We start from the raw sequence: 2,111 nt of genomic DNA, 5'->3' as shown, positions 1-2,111 counted from the left end.
AATCACGGTGAATTGATGATCAGGAATACAGACATCAATATCATCAAACACGGTATGACTTTCATAGCCAAGACGTAAATGGCTACCCTGTAAACGCGCATTCTGCTTAATACTCATGACCTAAGCTCCTCAAGATTGAGCAGCTCATGGATCCATTGATTGCCAGATTGTGGCTGAGCAAAACGTTCTAACATACGCTGAGTGGTATGTGTTAACGTTTTGACCTGAGCATCCCCATACCGATCACGACGATAGCTCATCAAAACTCGGATACGATCTTCACCACCGACACGCTCTTCCATGACCTCAAACTGCAAGCCCAACGCCGACTCACTCTTCTCTGGGTCAACCTGCTCAAATCGCACCATGGTCTGCTCGCCGACCAGCTCTCCGTGCAGCTTGTTCTTCGCATGCAGTTGGATCATCACTTCAAATAGGTGCTGTTTACGTGTTCGTTCACCCAGTAAGGCATCTTCTACCCAATCAATCGGTACATCAGCATAATCTAACGATTGATTGATAGTATTTTTTATCTGTGTAATCAATTCCGCCACCGACTGTGCTTGATCAAAGTGCACCACATGCATCGCCAAGGTGGTGAAATAGCCTACCGTGTCAAAAAAATTGCCATCAATACGTCCTGACATTGGTGTCCCGACAATCAGTTTACTTGGAGCACCCAACTGTTTCAGTGCCAGCGAAATTGCGGCATAGACCACATTAAACAGTGAAGCACCTTGCTCACGAGCCAACTGATACAATCCTTGTACCACTTCGGTACTGAGTTTAAATTCTACCCAGCCACCGGCATCCGAGGGCTCAGAATTCGGTTGATTTTGCAACTCAGGCAGCAGCGGGACATGGAGTGGAACCCCCTCAAATTGAGCTAACCAATACGCTAAGTGGGATTCATTCCGTCCGCTGTCATGCTGCTGAACGGCGTATTCACTGAACGCCAATGGTTGGCTCTGCCATTGCGGCGCATAGCCTTTCGCCCTAGCCTGATACGCCTCGCGCAAATCATCCATCAGCAGGTTTACCGACCATTCATCCAGTACGACATGGTGGAACAAGAAAGATAAGTACTGCATACCCGAGGTTTGATCTCGTACAAAACGGAGTCGAACAGGCAATTCAGCACTTAAATCAAAGACGTGCGCGGCCTCTTGATTGAGTACTGCCTGACAATCAACCTGACCCGCTTCATCAGAGCGCCAAAACCAGCGATAGCCACTGAGTTCTTTTTCTGGCACCACAGACTGTTTGACCGTTTCCCCCTCCATCATAAAAAGCGTCCGCAGTGCAGAATGACGGTACATGACATCTTCAAAAGCTTGTCTGAATATCTCCTCATCAACACGATCTAAAAAACGCAGCGCGAATGGAATATTAAACAGTTCGTTGTAACCAAATGCAGCATAAGCTTTCCACAGTGACGCCTGTGCAAAAGAGAGCGGTACGTTTGTGCGTATGGGCGGAGCCCCCTCATTTTTTATCGGTTGAACGAGTGAATGGCTCAGCGCAACCGCATGATTAGCCAAGCCCCAAGCCGTTGGCTGGCTGAATAGGTCGTTGATATGCACTTTAATTTGATGTTCGCTTTTTAGCTTGCCGATCACACGGGTAGCAATCAGAGAATGCCCACCAAAATCGAAAAAATTGTTATGTACAGAAAACTCGGGCACATTAAGTGCCTGACCAAATGCCTCAGCTATCCGCTGAGCGATGTGCTCACGCTCATTCACTTGACGATCTATTGGGTGTGTCATGCGTACCCATGATGACGTGGTGGATTCAGGACGAATATCCTGCACTAGAGAATCAATAAATTGCTCAAGCAACCAGCTACCAATATACGGTGAAAGACGTTCACCCGTGGTCAGTTCAAGTAGTAAGTGGTTGTCACAGCTTATTCCTAGAGCCAGAATCAGGTCAAAGTCACTGTGCAAAGGCGCAAGACGCAGCGTTTCTGCTGGCATTTTTTCCGCACGCAAATGTATCGCAGGATCGATACTCCAAGTGACCAAGATACTCAACGCTTCAGCATGAGGGAGCGATAATGTTCCAGACTCCGCCATTTGCCACTGCTGCTCGATTTCATCCAGTAGTTC

1 protein-coding gene and 1 pseudogene are annotated in these 2,111 nt (G+C 47.7%); both read right to left on the bottom strand.

Going from position 1 to position 2,111, the window contains the following annotated elements:
• Nucleotides 1-117: pseudogene (fecE, locus tag B7C60_RS19420) on the bottom strand (Fe(3+) dicitrate ABC transporter ATP-binding protein FecE); the annotation flags it as partial.
• Nucleotides 114-2,111: condensation domain-containing protein (locus B7C60_RS13810; protein ID WP_245869468.1), on the bottom strand; the 1,998-nt coding region annotated here is incomplete at its 5' end. The gene B7C60_RS13810 and the pseudogene fecE, both read right to left, overlap by 4 nt.

This window comes from Vibrio fujianensis (genome assembly GCF_002749895.1).
In the GTDB taxonomy this organism is placed as follows: Bacteria; Pseudomonadota; Gammaproteobacteria; order Enterobacterales; family Vibrionaceae; genus Vibrio; species Vibrio fujianensis.
The sequence above is the reverse complement of the archived record's forward strand: the minus strand, read 5'-3'. Positions and strand labels throughout refer to the sequence as shown.